Source organism: Serratia sp. 201, from assembly GCF_037027545.1.
Lineage (GTDB): Bacteria > Pseudomonadota > Gammaproteobacteria > Enterobacterales > Enterobacteriaceae > Serratia > Serratia bockelmannii.
In genome coordinates this window covers 788498-808399 of record NZ_JAXCHC010000001.1, presented here as the reverse complement: position 1 = coordinate 808399, position 19902 = coordinate 788498, and the positions used below count along the sequence as shown (strand labels likewise).

Sequence of the window (19902 nt, the reverse complement as noted above, 5' to 3'; positions counted from 1 at the left end):
ATATACTCCTTAGCCTAACTTTTTGATAATCGCTGAAAAAATAGTTTTCAATTCGCGATTTATATCCAAAGCATCCCTCCCACCATATTCCTCCATGAAGTATTCGATTTTTTTTGAGATAAGCCATGGCTCTAGTTCATTACCTTGAATCTTGCCTAGTATAAGTGAATGCATACGCCCAGAGTAAATTTTTTCCGAAGCACTGAGATATTGAATATACGTATTCAACTCCGGAACGCTCTCGAATAACTCTACGTCCGCAGTTGGGTTTTTACTTTTAATTTTATGATAAATCATACTATTCAATGCCGCATCCTCGACTGTTGTCGAAATAAATAGTATTTTGTTTTTCTTCAATCTTATCTCTTCTTCAACAATATTTGTCCAATCACTTACATATTCCTCTTGACTTTTATATGACGCCCACTCTAATTCCTTGGCATTTTTCAAATAAACATAGTATGCTGTAGCGCCAATTATTGTGATAGTTTTATCAAGGGTTTTATTCTTTCCATATAATGCAAATGCTAAGTCTGGAATGTATTTTGCTGGGTAATTAAAAAACTCATCCAACTTCTCTATAGAGCGTCTCTCTCTGACATAAACACCTTCTGAATTGTTAAAGGCATATTTGAACAACAGTCTATCTAGCAAGTTGAATTTCTCCGCACACCCGACACCAAGAATTATGTATGGCTTATTCTTAACCTTGGCATGACGGGCCCATAAAAACATGGCGATAGGGAAGGTTCCCCCACTCTGAATGAGCTGGCCGCCACCAATCATCAATAAAGAAAAATCATTTTTTATAGCATCCTTGATGCGTGAATTATTCTCAAGATACCAACGAAAATATTTCAGAAATCGAATTCTGTTGATGATTAGATTCTTCAACTTTCGTAAGAAAACTTTAGGAGTTATTTTTTCATTCTTATTTACTGGAACAACATTTTTTTTATCCGCATCAAAACCATGGCTTAACGGAGTATAGCCATTCTCACGGGCTAACTCTCTAATACCTTCATTAATCGCATGATCGCCAATATTATCTGAACAGATTTCATTTACTATAAGTACAGTTTTCATTATTCTCCCTTCAATATAACTACTTTTATGGCTTTCAACTATGCTTTCTTTTTATTTTAGAAAGAATAATTTTATTAATTTCTTCACAGGAGCTAATCCTCAGCGACATGCTTGCCAAATAGTAGACCAACGCACCTATAATAATTTTAGTGAGTATTTCGTAAATCCCATTATCAATTTTAATAAACCATAACACCACTGACATAATCAGCGTTGCCAAAATCATAGGCAACATACTTTTTATTTGCTGCAATGCACCATGCCCATACCACTTCCCAGGATAATATGAGTTGATAAAGAAACAAATCAGCGAAACAAAAAAATTCCCAATCACAACCGCTGTAAGACCATAGGGTGCTGTAAGTAACAAAGCTCCTATAGTTATAGGCAATTTACTCAAATCAACTTTTAAATAGGTATCAGAACGACCGACAGCATTAATTAAGCTGCAATTAAGTGCACTTAGAGGAATAATCATTCGAGACAGACAAATCCACTGAATAACAACAACGGCTGGTAGCCATTTGTCAGTAAGGAAGTAGTGAACAAAAGGTTCTGCCAAGAATGTAAAGCCAACCATTGCAGGCATTACTATGAAAGCTGTCATATCTAGACTTTTCTTATATATCCGAATAAGTCTCTCCCTATCGTCTTGCGTTGCTGACATGATAGGAAATAGCACGCCCTGTAAGATATTAAATAAATTCACCGAAATCAAATCTGGGATATTTCGCCCTTGAGTATAATAACCTACTTCCTTACTTGAAAAGAAACGTCCGATTAATATTGAATAACAATTATCGACAATTGTACGAACAAAACTTGCAAACAATAATTTCGAACCAAACCCAAAAAGTTGCTTTAAAGAATCAAATGAAAAAACAAAATTCGGGCGCCATTTTAGAAAGATAGCCAGAAGAATAGTTACACAGATTGAGTTTATTATAGTCTGGTAAACAAGAGCCATAGCACCATATTCGTGATATGCCAAATACAGTGCAATTGTCCCGCTAATGACTACAGATAAAAAGTTAACCTTGGCTCTTAGTTTAAAGTTTAGCTCAATCGATAGTTTAGTCGTTTGCACTAAACATAGGGATTTGATAATAATACTAATGCCAAGCACTCGAACAATATGTGTAATCGCAGGTGAATTATAAAATTCGGCAACAAACGGTGCTATAAAATAAATACCACCATAAAGAATAATACTTATAAGCAAGTTGAAGTAAAATACCGTCGAATAATCTACTTGAGTTCTATCTTTTTTTTGAATTAGCGCCTGAGTGAAACCACTATTAATAATAATATCCGATAATACTATAAAAATCGCAACCATCCCTATCAGTCCAAAGTCTGATGGAGAAATAATTCTCGCCAGAACAATACTGATACCGAATTGCACTCCTTGCACAAGAAACCTTTCAACTATGCTCCATATCATCCCTGATACAGCTCTATCTCTTAATGATGAATGTGTCATTATATAGACTTTATTGGTAGCAAAAAAACTAGAGCTGCCAGGTGTCCCCAGCAGCTCCAATATTAGTGTTTCACGCTACAGTTTTTTATCATTAATGTAGCTATACTGATAATAACCATAGCCGCCATAGTAATTACTAGCGCGTTTCTCAACAGCATTAAGGATTACGCCCTTGATATTGATCCCATTTTGCTCAAATCGACGAATACTGAAGTCAACTTCCTTGACAGTATTAATGCCGAAACGTGCAACCATCAATGACGTTCCGACCAGCCGGCCGATTATTGATGCATCCGTTACTGCCAGAACTGGAGGTGTATCAATCAAGACCAAGTCGTATTTTTCACCTGCTACGCGCAGTAAATCGGCAAAGCGTGAGTGCATCAGAAGTTCGGATGGATTTGGCGGTATCTGACCCCGCGGAATAAAATCCATGCCCGTAATCTTCGTAGTCTGGACAGCTTTTTCGAACCCAATTTTCCCAGATAATAAATCTGATAAACCGTTTTTCCAGTCCCCACCGACCAAAGCATGTGAGTAACCTTTGCGCATGTCGGCATCGATTACCAATACTCTTTGGCCCGTTTGAGCAATAACAGCCGCGAGATTAATACTGACAAACGTTTTACCGATGTTCGGACTAGCACCAGAAATCATAAGCACATTATTATTTGCTTCCATCATTGCGAAATGCAAACTAGTACGAAGACTGCGGATTGCTTCAATGGCAAGATCAGCCGGATTACCTACAGCAAGTAAAGAAGTTGAATCAGTAGAAGAAACCTTCCTGCCACGGCGATTCGCCATTTCGATATCTTTCTTTTGCTGCCATTCAGATAAAGGAATGCTTGCATAAACATTTATTCCTTGTTCTTCCAAGGCTTCAGGATTGTCAATCCCCTTATGCAACATCGTTTTCAACAACACGAAACCGACAGAGATCAAACCACCTAAGAAGATAGCTAACAGTACAATTAGTGTTTTTCTCGGCTGAACAGGATTAATCTGGGTCAACGCAGGATCAATGATCCTTACATTGCCAACGGTACTCGCCTTAGTTACGCTAAGCTCCTGTTCTTTGTTCAGTAATTGCATAAAAATTTCTTGTTCAACTTGAACATCACGTGTCAGGCGTAAAATTTCTTGTTGCGTTTTAGGCATTGTCGCAATGCGTTTATTTAGCTTGTTTCTCTCTTCTTCTAATGTTTGCCTCTTCTCAAGTAATGCTTTATAAGCAGGGTGCTGTTTGGTATATAGCTTAGATATTTCTGCTTCTTTAAACGTTGATTCATTCAATTGAGTTTCAACAGACACAATAGAATCAAGTACAGCTTTAGTCTCAAGAGAAAGATCTACCGAGTCATTTTTCTGACGATATTTGTTCAACAAATCTTCGGATGAGTCAAGCTTAGCGCGCACATCAGGGATTTGCTCTTTAAGAAAACTTAAACTTTTACCTGCTTCTTCAGATTTTCGCTCAACATTTTGTAGTAAATAATTTTTAGTGATACTATCTAAAACTTCTCGAATACGCCATTTGTTCTCCCCAGTTAAACTGAGTGCCAAAACCCCTGTATCTTTCCCTTTATCTTCGACGGTGAGATTTTTTATCAAGTCATTGATAACATTTAATTTCAATCGTTTAGTGACTTGGAAGGTTGTCCCGTCTTCCGCTTTTATATCGGAAACCAAGATCTTAATACCATCAGAGGAAGATAGGATCCCAACCTTACCTTTAGTAATTTCCTTTCCGTCAAAACTCAAAGAATATTGATTGCTACCTAGTGCCTTAAGTTCCATTGGTTTCTCAGCCATGAACTCTGGCACACTTAGACGACCAATTAATAGCTCGCTTGGTTCTTTATTTATTAATCTTTCCCATCCTCTGCCAAATATAGGGAAATAATCCTGATTTACCGCTATATCAAGATTAAGATCATCAACCGTTTTACCTAGAACCATTCGTGAGGAAATAAGTTCAATTTCTGTAGCTGAAGCAGGTTGCCCTGACGGCAGCATTTGAGAGAAATCACTTAAAATTGAATTGCCGGCATTCTGCTCAACTTGCACCATTGCATCAGCTTGATATATTGGCGTAGAAAAAATCGAGTAAATGATCCCAATCACGGCAAAAAGTGTGATCACACCAGTGATAAGCCACCGGTGATCAAGTAACACGCCTAAAAGGCGGCTTAAATCAATTTCATCGTGCTCGTTGGCCTTAGATAAGCCTGCTCTAGTATTATCAGTCATTGTAATCTCTGGTTAACGATTTAATGCCTGCGCCCATTTCTGAGCCGCCTCATCAATGAGGCCATAGACAAATTCAAATGCTTCGTAACTCTTACGATACGGATCAGGAATTTCTTTTTGACCCAACCAGTGTCCTAATAGCATCGTTTTTCCACGTACCTCGGGCACCAATTGACAAACCGCATCTATATGACCTTTTTCCATCACTAAGATAAGCGAGTACTCGCGACACATTTCTTTAGTCAATTGCCGTGCAACATGCCCCTCTAAATCTAAATGGTTTTTTTTAGCAACGGCACATGCAGTGCTATCAGCAGCATGTCCCACAAGTGCAGATATTCCCGCCGAAGCTATTTTCTTGCCCGGTAAGCGCTGAATAAGTATTCTCTCCGCTGTCGGAGAGCGGCATATGTTACCCACACAAACAACCAGAATTGAATCAAACATAGCACTCTCTATGGCCAGTTACGTATACGCAGCGAACCTTCGGTTAGATCGTTGAAGCTTGCGATCGTCGGCGCAAGTTGTGAAATCAAACGATTCCAGCGTGCGACAGGTGCAGCGGTAACATACACAATATCATATGGCTGTAATTTAAACTCGGCCCCCATCACAAGTGCTGTTGCATCGGCCATGTTCAGTTGATAAACATTCGCAAGTTTGTTGCCCTGCGAGCCATGCAACGGCCTAATGACGAAAACGCCTGTAGCATCGGCTGTGCTTTGAGTCAAACCTTGTGCATTGCCTAACGCTTCTGTCAACGTCATACCGCTACGATCCATTTTTAATGTAGCAGGCGCTTTTACTTCCCCCATCACAAAGACTTTCAATTCATCATTGCGTGGAATATAGAGGATATCGCCAGGGTAGAGTAGACGATTTTGCGTCAAGTCACCGTTTTGCATCAATTTCTGCAACGAAATTAGCTGCTCTTTACCGTTATGAGTGAGTACGATATTGCGCCAGTCAGCCTGCTCAGTTAACCCTCCAGCCGCGTTGATCGCATCCATAACAGTCAGCGGAACGTTAGTAATCGCTTGCTGTCCCGATTTGGCTACCTCGCCGGTTACATATGCCTTTTGCGAGCGGAAAGCTGCGATACTGACATCTACTTGAGGACTTTCAATGTATTGCGCCAAACGATTGGAAATCTGATCACGGATCTGGGTTACTGTTTTACCAACTACATTTACCTTACCGATGTAGGGATAAAAAATGCTCCCATCAGAGTGCACCCAGTTCCCCGTATCACTTGCACTACGATACTGGCCGGCCGGAGTAGTTAATTCAGGGTGATCCCATACAGTAACGTTTAGTACATCACCCACACCAATCCGATATTCGTAAGTACGCAACATCCCGTCCAATTGACTGTTAGGTTGCGCGACTATTTTCTCTGGTCGTAGTGAATCCAACAACTTTGGAGTCATAGGATAGACATTAACCAATTTATCGATATCGTAATCTGCATCATCTTGTTTTACAACATCTTTACCGCTAGTTGATAGATGAGTTCCCGGAAACACGGTACATCCGCTGATTACGCTGATTGATATCAACAGCGATATCATTTTCAATTGTCGTTTTGCCATCAAATTATCATCACTTTCGAAGTAAATGTAGCTACAGAGCTACTATGCCAAGCAACAGTGGCTGCATATCTTTAACCTTGCCAAAATACGTCGGTATACTGCATTCCTACCACATAACGGTAAGGTACCTGTTGCTATGCTTATATCGTTTACATGCCATTGACTCTTGCATAGATATTATAATGAGACAAAGCAGTTGCTCTGTGTCCCATACCTCGCAGGCAGAATGAAAAGTCATGAGTAAACCACCTCACGTTCTAATGCTGCACAAGATCTACCAGTCAAAAAATGGGCTTACACGCATCGTAGGTAGAATAACTTGTTATCGCATGTATAGTAATCTAAAAACGGGAATAACGATATTACCCAAGATTCAACAGGTACCACTTAGGCAGCTATCAGCGGTATACATACACGATAAGATTTTTAAAGAGTCAATTGTTCAGCCCATTCCCGGAAAGCTTTGCCTTGGGTCGGATGACGCAACCCATAAGTGACAAAAGCGCGAAGGTAATCCATTTTTTCACCGCAGTTGAACGACTCCCCCACCAGTTCTGTCGCCTCTACCGGTTTGCGTTTCAACAATTCTGCAATCGCATCGGTCAGTTGAATACGTCCCCAGGCTCCCGGTTCCGTGGTTTCCAGCAACGGCCAAATATCGCCGGACAAGACATAGCGCCCTACAGCAGAATAGTTGGATTCCAACTTGGTTTCCGGCGCCGGTTTTTCAACAATCGATGTGATACGAGCACTTGCGCCTGGTTTCAGGTTGCTGGCCTCACACTCAACCACGGAATAATCATGCAGTACGTGTTCGTCTGCCTTTTGCACCAAAACCTGACTCAATCCAGTCTGCTCAAAGCGCGCAATCATGTGCGGCAGATTGTCTGTCTTCAAATCCGCTTTCGCGTCATCCAGTAAGATGTCCGGCAACAGAACAACAAACGGCGAATCACCGACCAACGGTTTAGCGCAGAGAACGGCATGTCCCAGTCCTTTTGGTTGCCCCTGGCGAATGTGCATCAGCGTCACGCCTTTTGGCGTTATCGACTGCACTTCATCCAACAGCTGCCGCTTCACACGGGCCTCCAGCATCGCCTCCAGCTCGAATGAGGTATCGAAATGGTTTTCGATGGCATTCTTGGAAGAATGCGTCACCAGGATGATCTCTTTGATCCCTGCCGCGACGCATTCGTTGACAATGTATTGAATCAACGGTTTATCAACGATTGGCAACATCTCTTTCGGAATCGCTTTGGTCGCCGGCAGCATGCGCATGCCCAATCCGGCAACGGGAATAACCGCTTTCAACTTCGTCATGGTAAACCTCATTCATTCTCGTGTTCGCTCTCAGCCGCGGTGGCGACAACCTGTTACTTTCCCAACGTCTGCTTCAACCAGTGGCTGAAATTCTCACCTTCCGAACCGTGACGCAGACCATATTGCACAAACGCCTTCATATAACCAAGCTTGTCACCGCAATCATGGGATTTACCGCTCATATGGAACGCTTCCACCGTTTGCTCTTTCATCAACATCGCGATCGCGTCGGTCAGTTGAATCTCGTCGCCTGCGCCAGGAGCGGTCTTTTCAAGCAGCGGCCAAATTTCTGCTGAAAGTACATACCGGCCGACAACCGCTAAATTGGAAGGTGCATCCTCACGGGCCGGCTTCTCAACCACCGCCGTCATCGGTGCGCTTTCTCCAGCAGCTATCGTCGCGCCTGCGCAATCTACCACACCATATTTGGACACATCTTGTTCCGGCACCGGTTCAACCATGATTTGGCTATAACCCGTATCATCAAAACGTTGAATCATTTTAGCCAGATTTTCTTTACGCAAATCCGCCGTAGAATCATCCAATAAAACATCGGGTAACAGCACAACGAAAGGAGAATCACCCACCATTGGTTTGGCGCAAAGCACCGCATGCCCCAACCCTTTCGCCTGTCCCTGACGCACCTGCATCACGGTAACATCCGGCGGACAAATACTTTGCACTTCACTCAGGAGCTGACGCTTTACGCGCGCTTCGAGCATGGCCTCCAGCTCAAAAGAAGTGTCAAAATGGTTTTCAATCGCGTTTTTCGATGAATGCGTGACCAATACGATATCTTTAATCCCCGCCGCGACGCATTCAGCAACAATGTACTGGATTAAGGGCTTATCGACCACGGGCAACATTTCTTTAGGAATAGCCTTGGTCGCTGGCAACATACGGGTTCCCAAGCCCGCAACGGGGATCACTGCCTTAAGTCTTGTTTGCATTTTCATTCCAATTCATCGTAGCGCTGCACTCACCTGTGCAGCGTGAACAAGGGGATTCAATCAGGCACGCTACCGCCCTTGGCTTGCAGCTACCAAAGTACTGTATTGACGCATCCAACCACGTCATTGTATGAGCCAGTAATTTTTATGCAAAACGGCACTCATTCTTCGTTTGAACTGTCATGCTGTTCACAAAAAAATAAAAAAATCGGTGCCTTTATAACCAAACGATGCTAGTTACTGCCGTTATATGACTAAGATTCTTATACTAATGCCTAAGTGATACAAGCCTTAGATCCCCCCAGTCAGCCGTTTTCAGAATAAGACTACTCATGCCACATACCGATAAGAATCATAGTTGAAGAAAATTGTTTTAATATTTTGATTTAAATATATTTAATAAGACGTTTCTTTTCTGAGCGCATGGCATCCCGGCAGATATTTGCTCCCTCGGCCCTTGATTCCTTGGGCCACTCGGTGCCGATCGATGTTTACGGTAATACGCCTGTGCTGATCCACGTCCTCCCGATTAAAGTTGAATTTTGCCGCCTCAGCGCCCATCATTCCCGTGCGGCATAAGCCGTAGAACTTACAGGTGAAATTGGGCGTATGGAATGGATCGCTGATCCAACAATTTGGGCCGGCCTGGCCACTTTGGTCGTGCTGGAAATCGTGCTGGGTATAGACAACCTTGTCTTCATCGCCATTCTGGCGGACAAACTACCGAAACAACAACGAGATAAGGCCCGTGTCGTCGGTCTGTTGCTGGCGCTGGTCATGCGTCTGGCTCTGCTCGCCTCCATCTCGTGGCTGGCGACGCTGACCAAACCGATGTTCATCGTCGCGGAGCACCCCTTCAGCGGCCGCGATCTGATCATGCTGGTCGGCGGGATATTCCTGCTGTTCAAAGCCACCATGGAGCTCAATGAGCGGCTGGAAGGCAAGGATGAAGAGCAGCATGGCGCGCGCAAAGGCGCACGTTTCTGGCCGGTCGTGGCGCAGATCGTGGTGCTGGACGCCGTCTTCTCGCTCGACTCGGTGATCACCGCGGTCGGCATGGTCGATCATCTGGCGGTGATGATGATCGCGGTCTGCATCGCCATCGGCCTGATGCTGCTGGCCAGCAAGCCGTTGACGCGCTTCGTCAACGCTCACCCGACTATCGTTATCCTGTGCCTGAGCTTCCTGCTGATGATTGGCTTTAGCCTGGTGGCGGAGGGCTTCGGCTATCATATTCCGAAAGGCTACCTCTACGCAGCGATCGGCTTCTCGGTAATGATCGAGGCGCTGAACCAGCTGGCGCAGTTCAACCGCCGTCGCTTCCTGTCAAAGGTGCGGCCACTGCGCGAACGCACCGCCGAGGCGGTGTTGCGTATGCTGAGCGGCAAACATGAAGAAGCAGAGGTCGACAGCCACTCCGCGAACCTGCTGGCCGATAGCGACAGCGAAAGCGGCGAGATCTTCAATCAGCAGGAACGGCGCATGATCGAACGCGTACTCGGCATGGCGCAGCGCACGGTCAGCAGCATCATGACCTCGCGTCACGACGTCGAATACCTTGAGCTAAACGATCCGCAGGAGAAACTGACGCAGTTGCTGGAGCGTAATCAGCACACGCGCATCGTGGTGGTGGAAAGCAGCGCCAGCGACGAACCGCTGGGCGTTATCCATACTATCGACGTCCTCAAACAGCAGTTGGCGCAGGCGCCGCTGGATCTGCGCGCGCTGATACGCCAACCGCTGATCTTCCCGGAACAGCTCACGCTGTTAAGCGCCCTGGAGCAGTTCCGCCAGGCGCAGACGCACTTTGCCTTTGTGGTCGACGAGTTCGGCTCCGTCGAAGGTATCGTCACCCTGACGGACGTGATGGAAACCATCGCCGGCAATCTGCCGGAGGCTGGCGAAGAGGTGGACGCACGCCATGACATTCAGCAAAACGAAGACGGTAGCTGGATTGCCAACGGCTATATGCCGCTGGAAGATCTGGTGCTGTACCTGCCGATGCCGCTGGAAGAAAAGCGCGAATACCACACGCTGGCGGGGCTGCTGATGGAGCACAGCCAGCGTGTGCCGCAAGAAGGCGAGCAAATCAAGATCGGTGACTATCTGTTCGAACCGCTGGAGGTCAACAGCCACCGCATCCTGAAAGTGAAGATCACCCCGCCTCCCCCACCGGAGGACTACGAGGTTTAGCATTGAGGCCGGGTATCGCCCGGCCTTTCTTTTACTGGGGAACCAACAGCTCGGTCGCCACGATCACGACTACCAACCCGACAATCACCGGCACCGACGTGCGTTTCACCACGTCGAACGGCGAGATTTTCGCCATACCGGAAACCGCCACCACCACGCCGGAGACCGGTGACAGCGTGCGGCCGAGGTTAGACGCCTGCAGCATCGGGATCACCAGATAGGCCGGATTCACGCCCATCTGCGCCGCCAGTTTCGGGATCAGTTCGACAAACGCATAGAACGGCGCATTGCCGGAACCGGTGGTCATGGCCGCCAGCATGGTGATCACCACCAGCACCAACATCATGATCAAACCGCCGGTGCCGAACGACTGCGCCAGCCCGATCAATCCGCTGATAAAGCCGACGGTGCTCAACCCCTGCGCGAACACACCCGCGGCCACCAGCAACATCACCACGCTGGCGAAAGCGTCCGCCATGCCGCGATAGGCCACTTCCAGGCCGCTGAACACCTGTTTGGCGCTGAAGCTGCGCACAAACTCGATCACGGCTGCCAACAGTATGCACCCGACCAGTACGGTAATGATGTGCAGCTCCGGCCCCCATTTTCCGTCGAAAATCAGCACGCCGAGGATCGGCGTAAACGGCAAAATCGCATAAAACCCCGGCGCGTGGGTGTTGATTTCGCTGACGTCCATGATGTGATGCTGTTCATTGTTCTTTTTGTCGAGATAGCGCTGCCAGAAAAAGTGCGCCACGGCCATGCAGACGATGGCGGCAATCGAGATCGGCAGCGTGGTTTTGAACGCGAAGTCCACCAGCGGCATCTCCGCCGCCTTGGCCGCCAACACCACGTCGCCGGAGGTCGGCGCCAGAATAATCGCCGCCGGCGAAGCGCAAATGGCTGCCGCCGCACCACGGCTGATGCCAACGTTCACCATCAACGGGAACAGCGTCGCCATCAGCAATACGCCGAGGCCGGTGGCGGAAGAGACCGCCAATGACATCAGGCAAGCGACAAAATAGGCCGCCACCATCAGCAGATAAGGCGAGTTGATCATCTGCAAAGGGCGCGAGGCCAGCTTGACCACCACGTCGTTAGCGCCGATATGCGTCATGTACGCGGCAAAGCCGCACAGCATCATGATCATCATGCCGAGATCGCCGCCGCGGCTCATCAGCAAGATCTTGACGTACTCGATCATGTCGGTCGCGCGCCAGCCGGTAGACGCCGCGCCGGATGGCAACAGCGTTTTCCCCATCAGGGCGCTAATACCGAGCAGCAGTAACCCGCCCACCATCAAAACGCCGGTGGCGGAATACCCTTTGATGATGTAACGGCCCACGCCCGCCGCTACTACGGCGCCAATAAGAAGCTCTATCATGTTTCCTCAACTCGTCATGTTTTCGCGCTCAGGCGCATAGCCTTAGCAGAACAGGCTCTTACTCTGCACAAACTGCGCGCGAGTCTTCATGACCTTCATCAAGGTAACGGAGAGAAATTATCGTGGGAAACATCGATATTGACGCGGGCCCCAATGCGGCCCGCGTCAGGAGGAATTACAGCTTGTCGAGCAACTTCTTCAGATCCTGGCCTTCGCGCGAATCCTTGTTCTTTTCAGCCCACTTGTTCAACGCATCCTTGGCCCGATCCTGCAGCGTTTTTCGCAGCACTTGATCGACTTGCAGTTGATAATTCAGCTGTTGCCAAGGCCCGTAAACCCGCAGCGGAATCGGCGTTTTTTGCAGTTGTTCGATCAGCTCGCCGCGCCCTTGCCATCCGCCGGTGACGCGCACGTTAAGCGCCATATCGCACTGCTTGCCCGGCATATCGATGCTGCCGGCGCCGGTCAGCGCCAGCAAAGGAGAATCCGCCGTCAGACCGCTGAGCTTGACCGTGCCTTGATTCAGGCTGGCCTGCGCAGAGACGCTTTTGACCTCGGTATAGCGCTGATAGCTGTCTTGCCCGCGCACGCTGTTATCGTTGCGCGCCACCGCCTGTTGGATCAGTTGCTGAATGTTCAGGCCGTGCAACTGCGCATCCTGCATCGCCAGCTGCGCCGTACCGCGCCAGCGGTGCTCAAATGACTGTGAAGAAAGACGATCGCCGGTCAGATCCCCTTTCATGCTGAATTTGCCGGTCAGCATCTGCGGCATGTCGAAGGCTTTGAGCACCGTGCCGAGTTCAACCTGGTTCAACGTCGGCTGCACGCTGATCACCGGTTTATTACCGCGCGCGTCCAGCGAGCCCGGCAAGGAGAAATCACCGCCGGCCAATTGCCCGACAAGTTTATGCAGCGTCAGTAGGCCGCGTTGATTATCCGCCGCGACGGCTAACTGGGTAACGTTCATACCGCGGTAGGTCAACTGCGCCGCCTGCAGATTCAACTGTGCATTGAAATTGCGCAGCGCTTCCAGGTTCTGCTGCCGATCGTCAACCTGGCTGGCGATCACCGGCGCGGCGGTCACGGCGGACTGCTCGGCGGTATTAGTGCTGGATTGCCAACCGGAAAGCGCGTCGAGATCGAGATTAGCCGAATTCAGATTCACCACATAGCCAGGCACCGTCCCGAGGCTGGCGCTGATATCGCCGGCCAATTGGCTGTTATTGGCACTGACGTTCAGTTGGCTGATGGCAATCTGCGCTGGCGTCTGCTGATAGACCACCTGTGCATTGCCCTCTCCCTGAATACCGCCATTAAGAATATCCGCGCCCACCAGTTGGTAATTGAACTGAGTCACTTTGGCGCCGATCTGGCGTGGGAACTGCTGTAGATCGACATCGGCCGCCATGCTGAAGGTCAGGTCACGCTGATCGCGGTTAACCCGACTGGAAAGTTCCAGCTGCGCCTGCCGTTTCTCCGTTTGTTGCAGAGTGAGATTGATATCCCGGACATTGATTTGCTCGTTGTCGGCGCGCTGCCAAACCAGCAGGCTGTCCACGACCCGTAGGTTGTCGATATCGAACTTCCAGGCCGCGTCTGCCGCGTCAGTACCGCTACCGGCGGGTGCGATCGGGGCGTCCACCTGAGAGTGCTCTTCACTGTCGGGCGTGAGGCGAATGACGGCATTTTTCAGCATCACCTGTTTAACAAACAGCTGATGCGACAATAGAGGCAATAGTTTGACATCGAGGCGCATGTTTTCCGCGCTCACTACCGGCGCCTTGGCACCCGGCGCGGTCAGCGTCATGCGCCCGGCCAGAATGCTGAGCTGTGGCCAGATATGCCAACGTAGGTCGCCTTCGAGCGTCAGTTGGTAGCCGCTCTTCTGTTCGACCTTTTTGACCATGTAACCGCGAAAATCATTCGGATTGACCAGCAGTACCAGCGCGGACATCCCCGCCACCACGACCACCAATAAAATCGCCAATGTCGTCAGTAATCTTCTCATGCCACCCTCTTGTCAGCGCCACACCGACGGTGCATCCCGCGCCGTTAGTCCTTGTCGATTCGACTGGCTACTGCGCCCTGCTGATCGCGATATTTTGCGTCCTGCCGGCTGTTATAAGGCCGGGCCGCCGGGCCGGACAACGGCTCAAAGCTCAAGGCGCCAATCAGCATCCCCGGCCGCAGCGCCAGCGGCAGCTTGCCGGAGTTGTAAAACTCCAGCACGATGCGCCCATGCCAGCCCGGATCGATACGGTGCGCAGTGACGTGTACCATCAGCCCCAGGCGCGCCAGAGAAGAACGGCCGTCGAGCCACCCCACGAGATCGTCCGGCAACGTCACGGATTCGAACGTCACCGCCAGGGCCAGCTCGCCGGGATGAAGGAAGAACGCTTCGCCTTCCGGCAGGACAATCTCGTCGCTCATCACGCGATCCAACGCGGCGCTGACTTCGTCTTTCGGTCCGCTAAGATCGATAAAAGGCGCGGTATGGCCACTGAACACGCGGAACTGATTGCCCAAGCGGACATCTACTGTGGCCCCGTTGATGCGTTCGAGCGGCGGGCGCGGGGAAATCACCAGTTTCTCGCTATCCAGCCAGGCTTCTATATCGCGGTCACACAGTCTCATGTCTCTCTTCTCCATCAAAACGCATAACTAAACAAAAATTGCCACACAACGGGCGAAAGGTCTACGCCGGGGTGCAAATAGTTGGCCGCCGGCCGGAAATGCACATTTCCGGCCATTAAGGGGCATTATTCAAAGAATTGGCTGATTTTGGCTTTCAGAATATCGATCGCGATGCGGTTTTTGCCACCGCGCGGGACGATGATATCGGCGTATTGTTTGGAAGGTTCGATAAATTGCAGGAACATCGGGCGCACGGTCTTCTGGTATTGCGCCATCACCGAATCCATCGAGCGGCCGCGCTCGTTGACGTCGCGCTTCATGCGGCGCATCAGGCAGATATCCAATGGCGTGTCGACAAAGATCGAGAAGTTCATTTCCTGGCGCAGGCGGATATCCGTCAGCAGCAAGATCCCTTCCAGAATAATGACTTTTTTAGGTTCCAGGTGGACAGTTTCTTTCTTGCGCGTGTGTTCGGTGTAGCTGTACAGCGGCAGCTCGATCGCCTTACCGGCCTTCAGCATCTGCAGATGCTGGAACAGCAGGTTGTGATCCATGGCGCTCGGGTGGTCGTAGTTGGTTTTGACCCGTTCTTCCATGGTCAGGTGAGTCTGGTCTTTATAGTAACTGTCTTCTGGAATAACGCCGATGTGCTCATCGCCGACCTGCTCGCGGAGTTCGCGGTACAACGTGCTGGCGATAAGGCTTTTTCCGGAGGCAGATGCGCCAGCTATACCAATAATGACGCACTGATGCGGATTGTCAGTCATAAAATTAAAGACCTGATTTCATAGTGTGAAGGGGGGAACTAAAACGCGACAATTATAGGGAGTCGCCGGGGTTTGCGCCACTGTATATTGCGCAACGGCGGGCGAATTCGGGCTGTCACGCCACGGGCAAGCGGCATTTTAAGAATCTCACGCCTAGGGCAACGCGCCGTAACGGGTTACACTCCACGGCGCTGACTTTTGCTCCCCATCCCCTTTCATCGGAGATTGATGTGCTGGATTGGTATTTTCTGACTTTTTTCGGCGACAGCATGCTGCTGCTGCCCTGCGCGCTGATTCTGTTTTTGTTGCTGATCGCGTCTCCCGCCACTCGCGCGGCAGGCTGGCAATGGGCGCTGATCTTCGGTTTCACCGGCGGGCTGGTCTGCCTGTCCAAACTGGCCTTTATGGGCTGGGGCATTGGTAGCGCAAGTTATGACTTCACCGGATTCAGCGGCCATTCAGCCCTCGCGGCAAGCATCTGGCCGCCATTGCTTTGGACGTTGACCGGTCGCTTTTCCCACCCCATACGTAGCATCGCTTTACTGACCGGGTGGATATTACCTTTCGCCATCGGCGTTTCGCGGCTGGAAATTCGCGTGCACTCGGTATCTGAGGTGATCAGCGGGCTGATTTTAGGCTACCTGGCCAGCGCACTGTTCCTGTGGTTGCAGCGGAGCAAAACGCGCCCGCATCTCTCTTGGCCGCACTTCGCCATCGCGCTGGCCTTGCCATTGGCGCTGATGGGACAGCGGCAGCCGGCTCCCACCCAGGGATTGCTGGAGCATATCGCCAAAACGCTGGCACAGATCGAACGTCCTTATACCCGGGCAGATTTGCACAACCCTGCCCGCATCCTATAAAAAAACCCGGCGTTTAAGCCGGGTTCTTGCATTGCGATAGGCTGATTACAGCGCGCGGAACGCAATCTCTGTCGGGATCGCCTCGCCCTGCCAATACATCTGCGCAGCCACACGGCCGGCCAATTGACGATACATGTCGGCGAATTCGCTGTCCGGTCGGCTGATCACCGTCGGCGTACCGCGATCCAGATCTTCACGCAGCGAAATATGCAACGGCATCTGCCCCAGCAGACGACTGTTGTATTTCTGCACCAGCTTCTCGGCGCCACCGGTGCCGAAAATCGGCTCATGGTGACCGCAGTTGCTGCAGATATGCACGCTCATGTTCTCCACGATGCCCAGCACCGGCACATGCACTTTCTCGAACATCACGATGCCCTTGGCGGCATCCAGCAAAGCGATATCCTGCGGGGTGGTAACCACCAGTGCGCCGGTCACCGGAATGTTCTGCGACAGCGTCAGCTGAATGTCGCCGGTACCCGGCGGCATGTCCAGCACCAGATAATCCAGATCCGGCCACAGCGTATCCTGCAACAGCTGCATCAGCGCCTTACTGGCCATCGGTCCGCGCCACACCATAGCATTGTCGTCGGTCACCAGATAGCCGATAGAGTTGGTCGCCAGGCCGTGCGCCATGATTGGTGCCATATGTTGACCGTCCGGCGAAGTCGGCCGCTCGTGTTCGGTGCCCAGCATATTGGGGATCGACGGGCCGTATATGTCGGCGTCCAGAATGCCGACCTTGGCCCCTTCGGCGACCAGCGCCAGCGCCAGGTTGACGGCGGTGGTGGATTTCCCCACCCCGCCTTTACCGGAGCTGACGGCGATGATATTGCGCACGCCTTTGATACCGGCCTGGCCGTTGGCACGCTTCAGCGTCGTGATATCGTGTTTAAGCTTCCAATCGATGGCGCTGGCGCCGGTCACGCGCAGCAGCTCGGGGCCAACGCTTGCCTGCAGCGCTTCAAAGCCGCTCAGCCAGGCAAACGGCATCGTCAGTTCGATATGCAGCACATCGTCCAGCAACGCGCAGTGATGGATAGCCTTCAATGCGGTCAGGTTGTTTTTCAACGTCGGGTGTTCAAAGGCGGCCAGTACACCGGTCACCAGGGCGCGCAGAACTTCGGGGTTGGTCTGCTCAGGGGATTTTGCGTTCATCCCGGCTCCTTGATTTTGAATGGGTAGCTTCCGGCTAAGCATATCAGAACTGCCCGGCGGCTGGCGCGTATAACCTGCAAGAAACCGCCCTAGCAGCGAAGGGCGCGATCGGTTAACATCGAAGGCCCTTTTATTCATTACAGAAAGCAAGTTCTCACTATGGCTCAAGTCGCGAAAAAATTATTGGTGACGTGCGCGCTACCGTACGCAAATGGTTCCATCCATCTCGGCCACATGCTCGAGCACATCCAGGCGGATATCTGGGTGCGTTACCAACGAATGCGCGGCCACGAAGTGCATTTCATTTGCGCGGACGACGCGCACGGCACGCCGATCATGCTGAAAGCGCAGCAGCTGGGCGTAAAACCGGAAGAAATGATCGCGGAGATGAGCCAGGAGCACCAACAGGATTTCGCCGGCTTTGGCATCAGCTATGACAACTATCACTCGACCCATAGCGATGAAAACCGTGAGCTGTCCACCCTGATTTACAGCCGCCTGAAAGAAAACGGTTTTATCAAGAACCGCACCATTTCTCAGCTGTACGATCCGGAGAAAGGTATGTTCCTGCCGGACCGTTTCGTGAAGGGCACCTGCCCGAAATGCAAATCGCCGGACCAATACGGCGACAACTGCGAAGTGTGTGGCGCCACCTACAGCCCGACGGAACTGATCGATCCGAAGTCCGTGGTTTCCGGCGCGACGCCGGTAATGCGCGACTCCGAGCACTTCTTCTTCGATCTGCCGGCCTTCAGCGAAATGCTGCAGGCGTGGACGCGCTCCGGCGCGCTGCAAGAGCAAGTGGCGAACAAGATGCAGGAGTGGTTCGAATCCGGCCTGCAGCAGTGGGACATCTCCCGCGATGCGCCTTACTTCGGCTTCGAAATCCCGGATGCGCCGGGCAAATACTTCTACGTCTGGCTGGACGCACCGATCGGCTACATGGGTTCCTTCAAGAACCTGTGCGACAAACGCGGCGATCTGGACTTCGACGAGTTCTGGCGCAAAGACGCCACCACCGAGCTCTATCACTTCATCGGCAAGGACATCGTCTACTTCCACAGCCTGTTCTGGCCGGCGATGCTGGAAGGCAGCAACTTCCGCAAACCGACCAACCTGTTCGTGCACGGTTACGTGACGGTGAACGGCGCCAAGATGTCCAAGTCGCGCGGCACCTTCATCAAGGCCGGCACCTACCTGCAACACCTCGACGCCGACTGCCTGCGCTATTACTACGCCGCCAAGCTCTCTTCACGCATTGATGACATCGATCTCAATCTGGAAGACTTCGTGCAGCGCGTGAACGCCGACATTGTCAACAAGGTGGTGAACCTCGCTTCGCGCAACGCCGGCTTTATCAACAAGCGCTTCGGCGGCAAGCTGGCCGACAGCCTGGCCGATCCGGCGCTGTACCAGACCTTCGTCGACGCGGCGCAGAGCATCGCCGAAGCTTATGCCAGCCGCGAGTTCAGCCGCGCGATCCGCGAAATCATGGCGCTGGCCGATCTGGCCAACCGTTACGTGGATGAGCAGGCACCTTGGGTGGTGGCGAAGGAAGAAGGCCGCGACGCCGATCTGCAGGCCATCTGCTCGATGGGCATCAACCTGTTCCGCGTGCTGATGACTTACCTGAAGCCGGTACTGCCTTCACTGACCGAACGCGCCGAAGCGTTCCTCAACGCCGAGCTGAGCTGGGACGCAATCCCGCAACCGCTGCTGGGCCACCAGGTGAACGCATTCAAAGCGCTGTTCAACCGTATCGATCTGGATAAGGTCAGCGAGATGGTCAACGCCTCGAAGGAAGACATGGCCGCCGCCAAACCGGTGACCGGTCCATTGGCCGATGATCCTATTCAGGAAACCATCACCTTCGACGACTTCGCCAAGGTAGACATGCGCATCGCTCTGATCAAGAGCGCCGACTTTGTCGAAGGCTCCGACAAGCTGCTGAAACTACAGCTGGATCTGGGCGGCGAACTGCGCCAGATCTTCTCCGGCATTCGCTCCGCTTACCCGGATCCGAAAGCGCTGGAAGGCCGTCTGACCATCATGGTCGCCAACCTGGCGCCGCGCAAAATGCGTTTCGGCGTTTCGGAAGGCATGGTGATGGCGGCGGGCCCTGGCGGGAAAGAGATCTTCCTGCTGAGCCCGGACAGCGGCGCGCAGCCTGGTATGCAGGTCAAATAACCGCACCGGTGCGTAACATCGAGGGTCGAGCTTGC

General features: G+C 50.9%; 15 protein-coding genes. 3 read left to right on the top strand and 12 right to left on the bottom strand.

Annotated elements, in window-relative coordinates:
* Positions 1-9: 9 nt before the first annotated feature.
* The 7 genes from WA302_RS04370 to galU all read right to left on the bottom strand — a co-directional run bounded on the left by WA302_RS04370 (position 10) and on the right by galU (position 8684).
* The gene (locus tag WA302_RS04370; RefSeq protein WP_336063064.1) at positions 10-1086 is read right to left on the bottom strand and encodes a polysaccharide pyruvyl transferase family protein; all 1077 of its coding nucleotides are present in this window, start codon (positions 1084-1086) and stop codon (positions 10-12) included.
* A gap of 34 nt (positions 1087-1120) precedes the next feature.
* Entirely contained in the window at positions 1121-2629 is a 1509-nt protein-coding gene (locus WA302_RS04365; RefSeq protein WP_261456170.1) for a lipopolysaccharide biosynthesis protein, read from the bottom strand.
* A 15-nt stretch (positions 2630-2644) separates the two neighbouring features.
* Complete coding sequence (gene wzc, locus WA302_RS04360; protein ID WP_261456169.1) at positions 2645-4822, bottom strand: tyrosine-protein kinase Wzc; 2178 nt, start codon at positions 4820-4822, stop codon at positions 2645-2647.
* A 12-nt stretch (positions 4823-4834) separates the two neighbouring features.
* Positions 4835-5269 (bottom strand): arsenate reductase/protein-tyrosine-phosphatase family protein, encoded by a 435-nt coding sequence (locus WA302_RS04355; protein WP_147822999.1) that lies wholly within the window; start codon positions 5267-5269, stop codon positions 4835-4837.
* Positions 5270-5277: 8 nt separating this feature from the next.
* A complete protein-coding gene (locus tag WA302_RS04350) occupies positions 5278-6414 on the bottom strand; it encodes a polysaccharide export protein (protein WP_147822998.1) in 1137 nt (378 codons plus the stop codon).
* A 426-nt stretch (positions 6415-6840) separates the two neighbouring features.
* Positions 6841-7734 carry a UTP--glucose-1-phosphate uridylyltransferase gene (locus WA302_RS04345; protein ID WP_147822997.1) on the bottom strand — a complete coding sequence of 298 codons (894 nt, stop codon included), beginning with the start codon at positions 7732-7734 and terminating at the stop codon, positions 6841-6843.
* Positions 7735-7787: 53 nt separating this feature from the next.
* The gene (gene galU, locus WA302_RS04340) at positions 7788-8684 is read right to left on the bottom strand and encodes a UTP--glucose-1-phosphate uridylyltransferase GalU (RefSeq protein ID WP_049205978.1); all 897 of its coding nucleotides are present in this window, start codon (positions 8682-8684) and stop codon (positions 7788-7790) included.
* 609 nt (positions 8685-9293) lie between these two features.
* Here galU and WA302_RS04335 point away from each other — a divergent pair.
* Positions 9294-10877 (top strand): TerC family protein, encoded by a 1584-nt coding sequence (locus WA302_RS04335; protein WP_043142445.1) that lies wholly within the window; start codon positions 9294-9296, stop codon positions 10875-10877.
* Between the two features lie 31 nt (positions 10878-10908).
* Here the strand turns inward: WA302_RS04335 and dcuC are convergent, their stop codons facing one another.
* From dcuC to udk, 4 genes are all read right to left on the bottom strand, one after another.
* Positions 10909-12261, bottom strand: coding sequence for an anaerobic C4-dicarboxylate transporter DcuC (gene dcuC / locus WA302_RS04330; protein ID WP_089180705.1), 1353 nt, complete (start codon positions 12259-12261; stop codon positions 10909-10911).
* Positions 12262-12436: 175 nt separating this feature from the next.
* Positions 12437-14269 carry an outer membrane assembly protein AsmA gene (gene asmA / locus WA302_RS04325; RefSeq protein ID WP_049205828.1) on the bottom strand — a complete coding sequence of 611 codons (1833 nt, stop codon included), beginning with the start codon at positions 14267-14269 and terminating at the stop codon, positions 12437-12439.
* A gap of 44 nt (positions 14270-14313) precedes the next feature.
* Positions 14314-14895, bottom strand: a complete 582-nt coding sequence (gene dcd / locus WA302_RS04320) for a dCTP deaminase (RefSeq protein ID WP_019454407.1) — start codon at positions 14893-14895, stop codon at positions 14314-14316.
* A 125-nt stretch (positions 14896-15020) separates the two neighbouring features.
* Positions 15021-15662: a uridine kinase gene (gene udk / locus WA302_RS04315; RefSeq protein WP_004938922.1), complete on the bottom strand. Its 642-nt coding sequence runs from the start codon at positions 15660-15662 to the stop codon at positions 15021-15023.
* Between the two features lie 230 nt (positions 15663-15892).
* On the opposite strand from udk, the gene WA302_RS04310 reads away from it, so the two are divergent.
* Positions 15893-16522, top strand: coding sequence for a phosphatase PAP2 family protein (locus WA302_RS04310; RefSeq protein WP_025302159.1), 630 nt, complete (start codon positions 15893-15895; stop codon positions 16520-16522).
* A gap of 45 nt (positions 16523-16567) precedes the next feature.
* Here the strand turns inward: WA302_RS04310 and apbC are convergent, their stop codons facing one another.
* The gene (gene apbC, locus WA302_RS04305) at positions 16568-17680 is read right to left on the bottom strand and encodes an iron-sulfur cluster carrier protein ApbC (RefSeq protein WP_043142439.1); all 1113 of its coding nucleotides are present in this window, start codon (positions 17678-17680) and stop codon (positions 16568-16570) included.
* A 159-nt stretch (positions 17681-17839) separates the two neighbouring features.
* Between apbC and metG the strand changes: the two genes are divergently transcribed.
* Positions 17840-19867 (top strand): methionine--tRNA ligase, encoded by a 2028-nt coding sequence (gene metG / locus WA302_RS04300; protein WP_049208866.1) that lies wholly within the window; start codon positions 17840-17842, stop codon positions 19865-19867.
* Positions 19868-19902 lie beyond the last annotated feature (35 nt).

What these genes read in the sequence shown, in the direction of transcription:
- WA302_RS04350 (WP_147822998.1), bottom strand. Translation starts at nt 6,414, where the DNA reads ATGGCAAAACGACAATTGAAAATGATATCGCTGTTGATATCAATCAGC.
- WA302_RS04345 (WP_147822997.1), bottom strand. Translation starts at nt 7,734, where the DNA reads ATGACGAAGTTGAAAGCGGTTATTCCCGTTGCCGGATTGGGCATGCGC.
- udk (WP_004938922.1), bottom strand. Translation starts at nt 15,662, where the DNA reads ATGACTGACAATCCGCATCAGTGCGTCATTATTGGTATAGCTGGCGCA.
- asmA (WP_049205828.1), bottom strand. Translation starts at nt 14,269, where the DNA reads ATGAGAAGATTACTGACGACATTGGCGATTTTATTGGTGGTCGTGGTG.
- galU (WP_049205978.1), bottom strand. Translation starts at nt 8,684, where the DNA reads ATGCAAACAAGACTTAAGGCAGTGATCCCCGTTGCGGGCTTGGGAACC.
- WA302_RS04355 (WP_147822999.1), bottom strand. Translation starts at nt 5,269, where the DNA reads ATGTTTGATTCAATTCTGGTTGTTTGTGTGGGTAACATATGCCGCTCT.
- apbC (WP_043142439.1), bottom strand. Translation starts at nt 17,680, where the DNA reads ATGAACGCAAAATCCCCTGAGCAGACCAACCCCGAAGTTCTGCGCGCC.
- dcd (WP_019454407.1), bottom strand. Translation starts at nt 14,895, where the DNA reads ATGAGACTGTGTGACCGCGATATAGAAGCCTGGCTGGATAGCGAGAAA.
- dcuC (WP_089180705.1), bottom strand. Translation starts at nt 12,261, where the DNA reads ATGATAGAGCTTCTTATTGGCGCCGTAGTAGCGGCGGGCGTGGGCCGT.
- wzc (WP_261456169.1), bottom strand. Translation starts at nt 4,822, where the DNA reads ATGACTGATAATACTAGAGCAGGCTTATCTAAGGCCAACGAGCACGAT.
- metG (WP_049208866.1), top strand. Translation starts at nt 17,840, where the DNA reads ATGGCTCAAGTCGCGAAAAAATTATTGGTGACGTGCGCGCTACCGTAC.
- WA302_RS04335 (WP_043142445.1), top strand. Translation starts at nt 9,294, where the DNA reads ATGGAATGGATCGCTGATCCAACAATTTGGGCCGGCCTGGCCACTTTG.
- WA302_RS04370 (WP_336063064.1), bottom strand. Translation starts at nt 1,086, where the DNA reads ATGAAAACTGTACTTATAGTAAATGAAATCTGTTCAGATAATATTGGC.